This window comes from Kitasatospora sp. NPDC058965 (genome assembly GCF_042741245.1).
Lineage (GTDB): Bacteria > Actinomycetota > Actinomycetes > Streptomycetales > Streptomycetaceae > Kitasatospora.
Genome location: NZ_JBHYKG010000358.1, coordinates 1 through 8106, shown reverse-complemented (window position 1 = coordinate 8106; position 8106 = coordinate 1). Strand labels below are relative to the sequence as shown.

Below are 8106 nucleotides of genomic sequence, written 5' to 3'. Positions count from 1 at the left end.
TCTGGCGTTGACTTTTGGCACGCTGTTGAGTTCTCAAGGAACGGACGCTTCCTTCGAGTTGATTTCTCAACCCTCCGGGCTTCGTTCTTTCGTGTCCTCAGCGTATCAGACGAGTTCGTTCCGAATTAACCGGACATTCACTCGGTCGTGTCGCTGGATTCACCGCCGCCGTCGTGGCGACCTGAGCAACCATAGCCGCTCCGCGCCGGAGCGCCTAATCGAGCATGGTGCAGGTCCGAGGGGTCGGATGCGAGCACCGGACAGATCGGCGCGCCGGGACCGTCGTCCAGCTCACCCGGATGCCGTAGAGTGCGGCGCGTCGACGAAGAGGACTAGACCACTTGAGTCGGACAGGGCCCTGACCGGCCTGGAATCAAGGTGCGGGTCGACCGGGAACGGTCGTGCGGCCACCCGAGGGACCAGGCGGCGTCAGACCCTATCTGTCCTGGTATGTCCGAAGTTGACATGATTTAAGCTACAGACGGCAATCCCGCGCTCCGCCACAGGCGGCCGCACGCTGTACTCCGCACCTGGGAGGCTCCACCATGACCACTGTGACGTCGCCGCTCTCCGGCCGCGCCATCGGACTCGCCAACGTGCCCGACCCCGTGTTCTCCGGCGCGATGGTCGGTCCGGGCACGGCCATCGATCCGGTCCGCGAGCCCACTACCGCGGTCGCGCCGGTCGACGGCCTGGTGGTCTCCATGCACCCCCACGCGTTCGTGGTGATGGACGCGGACGGCCACGGCGTCCTCACCCACCTGGGCATCGACACCGTCCAGCTGAACGGCGAGGGCTTCGAGCTGCTGGTCAGCAAGGGCGACCAGGTGAAGCGCGGTCAGCCGGTGGTCAAGTGGGACCCGGCGGCGGTCGAGGCCGCCGGCAAGTCGCCGATCTCCCCCATCGTGGCGCTGGAGGCCACTCCCGACTCGCTCAGCCAGATCGCCGAGGCGGGCGAAGTGGCCAGCGGCGGCGAGCTGTTCACCTGGGACTGAGCCCGAGCGCAGGACACCGCCCCGTCCCCCGTGTTTCGGTGGGGCGGGGCTGCACTGCGGGGCCGAGCGTCAAGCGGCCGGACCGGCCGGCAAGAACAGACTGCGAGTGGGGAGCTGGGAACATGGAGAAGGCGCTGCACGGCGTGGGCGTGAGCCACGGCGTCGCGATCGGCCCGGTGCGGCACATGGGGACGGCGGTGCTGGAACCCGCGGCCACCCGGATCGCGACCGAGGACGCCCCGCGCGAGCAGGCCCGGGCGCAGCAGGCCGTGGACGCGGTGGCCGCCGACCTGATCGCGCGCGGCAACCTGGCCGGCGGTGAGGCCCAGGCGGTGCTGGAGGCCCAGGCGCTGATGGCGCAGGACCCGGAGCTGATGGCCGACGTGTCCCGCCGGATCGCGGTGGGCAGCAGTGCGGAGCGCGGCGTGTACGACGCCTTCGCCGCCTACCGGGCGCTGCTGGCCTCGGCCGGCGAGTACCTGGCCGGCCGGGTGGCCGACCTGGACGACGTGCGCAACCGGATCGTGGCCCGACTGATGGGCGTGCCGATGCCGGGCGTGCCGGACAGCGACGAGCCGTACGTGCTGCTCGCCCGGGACCTGGCGCCGGCCGACACCGCGCTGCTCGACCCGACCCTGGTGCTGGGCTTCGTCACCGAGGAGGGCGGCCCGACCAGCCACTCGGCGATCCTGGCCCGGGCGATGGGCGTGCCGGCCGTGGTCGCGCTGCCGGGTGCCACCGACCTGCCCGAGGGCGTGGTGGTGGCCGTGGACGGCAGCAGCGGTGAGCTGCTGGTCGAGCCGGACGCGCAGAGGCAGGCCGAGCTGCGCGCGCTGGCCGCCGAGCGGAAGGCCGCGCTGGCCGCGTCGTCCGGTCCCGGGCAGACCTCGGACGGGCACCGGGTGCCGCTGCTCGCCAACGTCGGCGGCCCCGGCGACGTGCCGGCCGCGCTGGCGGCGGGCGCCGAGGGCGTCGGCCTGTTCCGCACCGAGTTCCTCTTCCTGGACGACTCCAAGCAGGCGCCCACGGAGGAGGCCCAGGTCGAGGCGTACCGGAAGGTGCTGGAGGCGTTCCCGGAGGGCCGGGTGGTGGTGCGGGTGCTGGACGCCGGCGCCGACAAGCCGCTGGACTTCCTGACCCCGGCCGACGAGCCCAACCCGGCGCTCGGCGTGCGCGGCCTGCGCACCCTGCTGGAGCACCCGGAGGTGCTGGGCGGTCAGCTGCGCGCGCTGGCGCGGGCGGCCGAAGGGCTGCCGGTCCACCTGGAGGTGATGGCGCCGATGGTGGCCGACCGGGCCGACGCGAAGGCGTTCGCCCGGGCGTGCACCGAGGCGGGGCTGCGGGCGAAGTTCGGCGCGATGGTGGAGATCCCGTCGGCGGCGCTGCGGGCCTCCTCGATCCTGCGGGAGGTGGAGTTCCTCTCGCTGGGGACCAACGACCTGGCCCAGTACACCTTCGCGGCGGACCGCCAGGTGGGTTCGCTGGCCCGGCTGCAGGACCCGTGGCAGCCGGCCCTGCTGGACCTGGTGGCCGCCGCGGCGGGTGCGGCGCAGGCGGCCGGCAAGAGCTGCGGCGTGTGCGGCGAGGCGGCGGCCGACCCGCTGCTGGCCTGTGTGCTGACCGGGCTCGGGGTGACCAGCCTGTCGATGGGCGCGGCCTCGATCCCGTACGTGCGGGCGGCGTTGGCCAAGGCGACGCTGGCGCAGTGCCGGCGGGCGGCCGAGGCGGCCCGGGCCGCCGACAGTGCCGAGGAGGCGCGGGCCGCCGCGCACCAGGTGCTCTCCGGCGAGTGAGCCCGTAGTCGGCAGGTCGAACGTGTGAGGGCCCCCGCCGCGGCGGGGGCCCTCACACGTCGTCAGCCGCGTCGTTCCCGGCCGAGCTGCTCGAAGAAGCGCAGGTGGTCGAGGTTGTCCACGCTGCCGGGGTTGACCGCCTGGTCCAGCGGGGTGCCGGCCAGCAGGCGCTTGACCGGGACCTCGATCCGCTTGCCGGTGAGGGTGTGCGGCAGGCCGGTCACCGCGATCACCTCGTCGGGCACGTGGCGCGGGGAGAGCTGCTCGCGCAGGCTGCTGCGGATCCGGCCGCGCAGCTCGTCGTCCAGTTCGGCGCCGGGGGCGAGCACCACGAAGAGCGGCATCCAGTAGCCGCCGCCGTCCTCCTCCAGGCCGATCACCAGCGACTCGCGGATCTCGGGCAGCCGCTCGACCACCTCGTAGATGTCCGAGGAGCCCATCCGCACGCCCTGCCGGTTGAGGGTGGAGTCGGAGCGGCCGTGGATCACCACGGTGCCGCGGGAGGTGACGGTGATCCAGTCGCCGTGCCGCCAGGTGCCGGGGTAGGTGTCGAAGTAGCTGTCGTGGTAGCGGCGGCCGTCGGGGTCGTTCCAGAAGCCGACCGGCATCGAGGGGATCGGCTTGGTGACGACCAGCTCGCCGACCTCGTCGGTGTGCGGCTTGCCGTGCACGTCCCAGCTCTCCACGGCCGCGCCCAGGCAGGGGGCCTGGATCTCGCCGAGGTGGACCGGCAGGGTCGGGACGCCGCCGACGAAGCAGCTGCACACGTCGGTGCCGCCGCTGACCGAGGCGAGCCAGACGTCCGGCTTGACCTCGTCGTAGATCCAGCGGAAGCCGTCCGGCGGCAGCGGGGAGCCGGTGGTGCCGATGCAGCGCACGGCGGACAGGTCGAGCTCGCGGCCCGGGTGCAGCCCGGCCTTGCGGCTGGCGATGACGTACGCCGCCGAGGTGCCCAGCACGGTGGCCCGGGTGCGGGCGGCCACCTCCCAGAGCGCGCCGGTGGTGGGGTGGCCGGGGCTGCCGTCGTAGGTGACCACGGTGGCGCCGACCAGCAGCCCGGCGAGCAGGAAGTTCCACATCATCCAGCCGGTCGAGGTGTACCAGAAGAACCGGTCCCCGGGGCCGAGGTCGAGGTGGAGCGCGGCCTGCTTGAGGTGCTCGACCAGGATGCCGCCCTGGCTCTGCACGATGGCCTTGGGCAGGCCGGTGGTGCCGGAGGAGTAGAGCACCCAGAGCGGGTGGTCGAAGGGGAGCGGCTCGAAGACCGGCTCGGCCGCGTCGGCCACCAGGTCGGCCCACTCCAGGGCGCCGTCGGGGGCCGCCGTGCCGAGCAGCGGGACGTGCACGAAGGCGCGCACCGAGGGGAGCTCGCGGCGCAGTTCCGCGACCACGGCGGTGCGGTCGTGGTCCTTGCCGCCGTAGTGGTAGCCGTCGACCGCGATCAGCACGTCCGGCTCCAGCTGCTGGAACCGGTCGAGCACGCTGCGGGCGCCGAAGTCGGGGGCGCAGGAGGTCCAGATCGCGCCGACCGCGGCGGCGGCCAGCAGGGCGACGGCGGCCTGCGGGACGTTCGGCAGGTAGGCGCCGATCCGGTCGCCCGGGCGCACCCCGCGGGCGCGCAGCGCGGCGGCCAGCGAGCCGACCTGGCGGCGCAGCTCGGCCCAGCCGAGGGTGACCGGCTCCGCGGTGGTCTCGTCCAGGTGCAGGATCGCGGGCAGCTCGGCGTGCGCCGGGTCCTCGCCGAAGCGCAGCGCGTGCTCGGCGTAGTTGACGGTGGCGCCGGGGAACCAGCGGGCGCCGGGCATCGCGGCGTCGGCGAGCACGGTCTCCGGGGCGGAGTGGAAGCGCACCTCGAAGTACTCGGTGACGGCCTGCCAGAACCGGCCCAGGTCCGCGGTGGACCAGGCGTGCAGCTCGGCGTAGCGGGCGGCGGCGGTGGCGTCGTCCGGGGCGGGGGCCACCGGGCCGGCCGGGGCTCCGTGGCGTTCGGCCGCCCACCGCTGGAAAGCGACCAGACGGGTGGCGGCGGCCCCGGCGGGGTCCGGGCGCCAGAGCGGCTCGGGCTCGGTGCGGGCGGTCCCGTTGGGTGCGGTGGTCACGGTGTGGTCTCCCGGCCGGACGGTGCGCGGGAGCATCGCTTGTGGCGCGGCCCGCGACGGTGCGTGCTGTCTGCAGGAGCCTGCCACGGGATCGACGGGTCCGCCAGGGGGTTCCGCCGCGGCCAGCGGTGACTAACCTGACACCATGTCGACACTTGCGCAGGTGCAGCGGGCCCGGCTCGCGGAGCTGCTGACGGCGGCCGGACCGGCGGGGCCCACGCTCTGCGGCGGGTGGCTGACCCGGGACCTGGCGGCGCACCTGGTGCTGCGCGAGGCCCGGCCGGACGCGGCGGCCGGCATCGTGGTGCCGCGCCTGGCGGGGTGGACGCAGCGGGTGCAGGACCGGTACGCGGCACTGCCGTACCCGGAGCTGGTGCGCCGGTTCCGCACCGGCCCGCCGCGCTGGTCGCCGTTCCGGCTGCCGGGGGCGGACCTCGCGGCGAACACCGTCGAGTACTTCGTGCACGCCGAGGACGTGCGGCGGGCCGCACCCGGGTGGGCGCCCGAGCCGGTCCCCGGGGAGCTGGCCGAGCTGCTCTGGCGGCGGCTGGGGGTGACGGTCCGGATGGAGTTGGAGCGGCGCACCCCGGTGCGGGTGGAGCTGGCGCTGCCGGACGGGCGCAGCCGGACGGCGGGGCGCGGCACGGCCGCGCCGGTGCGGGTGGTGGGCGGGCCGGCCGAGCTGCTGCTGTTCGCGTTCGGGCGCGGTGCCCGCACCGAGCTGGCGGTCAGCGGGGACGCGGCCGCGGTGGCCGCGCTGCGGGCCCGGGTCGGGCTGCCGGACTGACGCCCGGTCAGCCCTTCAGGTGGTGGTCGTAGCCGCCGGCGAACCAGGCGTTGGCGACGTTGGTGTGGAAGGGGAAGGCGAGGGTGGTGGGGGCGTCGATGAGCTGCCAGCCCTCGGTCTCCTCGGTCGGGGTGGACGGCGGCAGGGCGTCCAGGTCCTGGGCGGGGAGCAGGGCGAACAGGCACAGGAAGCCGCCCCGGGCGTCGGAGTCGGTGGCCACCAGGGTGACGTCCGCGACCTCGGCCAGGATGCCGGTCTCCTCGCGCAGCTCGCGCACGGCGGCCTGCTGCCAGCTCTCGCCGTAGTCCACGTAGCCGCCGGGCAGCGCGAGCTCGCCGTAGCCGGGCTCGATGGTGCGGCGGATGACCACCAGGCTCTGGCCGCCGCCCGGCAGGTTGACCGGGAGCAGCGCGACGGTGACCGGCAGCGGGTTGCGGTAGCTGATCTCGCCGCAGCCCACGCAGGTGCGCGGCCAGCCGGTGGTGCCCTCCGGGTAGGCGGTGCCGCACCAGTGGCAGTACTTCCCGGGGCCGAAGGTCGCGGGTCGGGTGGCCTGGTCAGTGGTCATGGGGTGGATGGTAGTGCCGGAGTTACCGTGCTGGAGAGGTGATCGCGGTGGAACTGCGGCTGGACCGGGGGCCGGTGCTGCTGGACGGCGGGCTGTCCAACCAGTTGGCGGCGGCCGGGCACCGGTTGGACGGGGAGCTGTGGTCGGCCCGGCTGCTGCTGGACGACCCGGAGGCGCTGGTGGCGGCGCACCGGGCGTACGTCGCGGCGGGCGCCCGGGTGGTGACCACGGCCAGCTACCAGGCGAGCTTCGAGGGGTTCGCCCGGCGCGGGGTGGGGCGGGCGGGGGCGGCGGAGCTGTTCGCGCGCAGTGTGGCGGTGGCGCGCGAAGCGACGGGGCCCGGGCCGGGGCGGTGGGTGGCGGCCTCGGTGGGACCGTACGGGGCGGTGCTGGCGGACGGGTCGGAGTACCGGGGGCGGTACGGGCTCACCGTGGGCGAGCTGGAGCGGTTCCACCGGCCGCGGATCGAGGCGCTGGCGGCGGCCGGGCCGGACCTGCTGGCGCTGGAGACGGTGCCGGACACGCTGGAGGCCGCGGCGCTGCTGCGCGCGGTGCGCGGCGCGGGGGTGCCGGCCTGGCTCTCCTACACCGTGCACGGCGGGCGGACCAGGGCCGGGCAGCCGCTGGCGGCGGCCTTCGCGCTGGCGGCCGAGGTGGACGAGGTGGTGGCGGTCGGGGTGAACTGCTGCGCGCCGGGCGAGGTGGGCCGGGCGGTGCGGCTGGCGGCCCGGGTGACCGGCAAGCCGGTGGTGGCCTACCCGAACAGTGGTGAGGGCTGGGACGGCACCGGTTGGACCGGGCGGGCCGACGGACCGGCGCGGTACGCGCGCGACTGGGTGGCGGCGGGGGCCCGGCTGGTCGGCGGCTGCTGCCGGGTCGGCCCGGACGGGATCGCGGAGCTGGCGGCGGTGCTGGGCGCCGCCGACCCCCGTCCTGCCGACGGGTAACCGGTGGGCGAACCGGGGCGAACCGGTGGGCGACGTGCATCCGCGCCGTCCCGCCTGGCAGACTCTGACCAAGCTCATGTAGTCGACATTGTCGAACGCCTGCCAGTGACGTCAGTGGAGGTCCCCATGCCCGGCCCGATCCAGTCGCTCTCCCGGGCCGCCGCGATCCTGCGCCTGCTGGCCGGCGGCGAGCGCCGGCTCGGCCTCTCCGAGGTGGCGACCTCGCTCGACCTGGCCAAGGGCACCGCGCACGGGATCCTGCGCACCCTGCAGCAGGAGGGCTTCGTCGAGCAGGACCCGGAGAGCGGCAAGTACCAGCTGGGCGCCGAACTGCTCCGCCTGGGCCAGAGCTACCTGGACGTGCACGAGCTGCGGGCCCGCGCCCTGGTCTGGGCCGACGACTTGGCCCGGGCCTCCGGGGAGACCGTCTACCTCGGGGTGCTGCACCAGCACGGGGTGCTGATCGTCCACCACGTCTTCCGCCCCGACGACACCCGCCAGGTGCTGGAGGTGGGCTCGATGCAGCCGCTGCACTCCACCGCCCTGGGCAAGGTGCTGCTGGCCTACGACCCGGTGGCGCGCGGCCAGCTCGGCGACGGGCCGCTGCAGTCGTTCACCCCGCGCACCCTGACCCGGCTGGAGGACGTGGACGCCGAGTGCGCGCTGGTCCGCGAGCGCGGCTGGGCGGACGCGGTGGAGGAGACCTGGGAGGGGGTGGCCTCGATCGGCGCGCTGATCCAGGACCGCCGGCGCAACCCGGTCGGCGCGGTCTGCGTCAGCGGCGCGGTGGAGCGGGTCTGCCAGGACGGCTTCGTCCGCCCGCAGCTGGTCGCGTCGGTGCGCGACGCGGCCCGGGCGATCTCCCGGGACCTGGGCGCCAACCGGTTCTGACCTGGTCCGGAGCCGCCGGAGGGCGG

At 74.9% G+C, this 8106-nt stretch carries 7 protein-coding genes; 5 read left to right on the top strand and 2 right to left on the bottom strand.

Annotation, left to right across the window (positions count from 1 at the left end; all coding sequences use genetic code 11):
• Positions 1–545 precede the first annotated feature (545 nt).
• Entirely contained in the window at positions 546–995 is a 450-nt protein-coding gene (locus ACFW1A_RS35430) for a PTS glucose transporter subunit IIA (protein WP_380416669.1), read from the top strand.
• A 122-nt stretch (positions 996–1117) separates the two neighbouring features.
• Complete coding sequence (gene ptsP, locus ACFW1A_RS35425; RefSeq protein WP_380416667.1) at positions 1118–2788, top strand: phosphoenolpyruvate--protein phosphotransferase; 1671 nt, start codon at positions 1118–1120, stop codon at positions 2786–2788.
• A 62-nt stretch (positions 2789–2850) separates the two neighbouring features.
• On the opposite strand, the gene ACFW1A_RS35420 is transcribed toward ptsP, so the two are convergent.
• Positions 2851–4887, bottom strand: a complete 2037-nt coding sequence (locus ACFW1A_RS35420; RefSeq protein ID WP_380416665.1) for an acetoacetate--CoA ligase — start codon at positions 4885–4887, stop codon at positions 2851–2853.
• A 145-nt stretch (positions 4888–5032) separates the two neighbouring features.
• On the opposite strand from ACFW1A_RS35420, the gene ACFW1A_RS35415 reads away from it, so the two are divergent.
• Positions 5033–5674, top strand: coding sequence for a TIGR03085 family metal-binding protein (locus tag ACFW1A_RS35415; RefSeq protein ID WP_380416662.1), 642 nt, complete (start codon positions 5033–5035; stop codon positions 5672–5674).
• Between the two features lie 7 nt (positions 5675–5681).
• On the opposite strand, the gene ACFW1A_RS35410 is transcribed toward ACFW1A_RS35415, so the two are convergent.
• A complete protein-coding gene (locus ACFW1A_RS35410; RefSeq protein ID WP_380416660.1) occupies positions 5682–6242 on the bottom strand; it encodes an NUDIX domain-containing protein in 561 nt (186 codons plus the stop codon).
• Between the two features lie 38 nt (positions 6243–6280).
• Between ACFW1A_RS35410 and mmuM the strand changes: the two genes are divergently transcribed.
• Together mmuM and ACFW1A_RS35400 are read left to right on the top strand one after the other, a co-directional pair.
• On the top strand, positions 6281–7189 hold the full coding sequence (gene mmuM / locus ACFW1A_RS35405) for a homocysteine S-methyltransferase (RefSeq protein WP_380416657.1): 909 nt from the start codon (positions 6281–6283) through the stop codon (positions 7187–7189).
• A gap of 126 nt (positions 7190–7315) precedes the next feature.
• Entirely contained in the window at positions 7316–8080 is a 765-nt protein-coding gene (locus ACFW1A_RS35400) for an IclR family transcriptional regulator (RefSeq protein WP_380416654.1), read from the top strand.
• The last annotated feature ends 26 nt before the right edge of the window (positions 8081–8106 follow it).